This is a genomic window from Shewanella sp. 0m-6 (assembly GCF_052977325.1).
In genome coordinates, this window is the sequence record NZ_JBRIMD010000070.1 from 1 (window position 1) to 740 (window position 740).

Genomic DNA, 740 nt, shown 5'->3' on the forward strand with positions numbered 1-740 from the left:
TGTGGAGTCAATCTTGAAATACCACCCTTGTAGTTTTGATGTTCTAACCGCGGCCCCTGAATCGGGGTTCGGGACAGTGCCTGGTGGGTAGTTTGACTGGGGCGGTCTCCTCCCAAAGAGTAACGGAGGAGCACGAAGGTTGGCTAAGTACGGTCGGACATCGTACGGTTAGTGCAATGGCATAAGCCAGCTTAACTGCGAGACATACACGTCGAGCAGGTACGAAAGTAGGTCATAGTGATCCGGTGGTTCTGTATGGAAGGGCCATCGCTCAACGGATAAAAGGTACTCCGGGGATAACAGGCTGATACCGCCCAAGAGTTCATATCGACGGCGGTGTTTGGCACCTCGATGTCGGCTCATCACATCCTGGGGCTGAAGTCGGTCCCAAGGGTATGGCTGTTCGCCATTTAAAGTGGTACGCGAGCTGGGTTCAGAACGTCGTGAGACAGTTCGGTCCCTATCTGCCGTGGGCGTTGGATGATTGAAGGAAGCTGCTCCTAGTACGAGAGGACCGGAGTGGACGAACCGCTGGTGTTCGGGTTGTCATGCCAATGGCATTGCCCGGTAGCTACGTTCGGAATCGATAACCGCTGAAAGCATCTAAGCGGGAAGCGAGTCCTAAGATGAGTCATCCCTAGGAATTTAATTCCTCTAAAGAGCCGTTCGAGACTAGGACGTTGATAGGCAAGGTGTGTAAGCGTTGTGAGGCGTTGAGCTAACTTGTACTAATGACTCGT

At 52.8% G+C, this 740-nt stretch carries 1 rRNA gene; it reads left to right on the forward strand.

Going from position 1 to position 740, the window contains the following annotated elements:
• Positions 1–740, forward strand: a 23S ribosomal RNA gene (locus ACVBJC_RS20400); the annotation flags it as partial.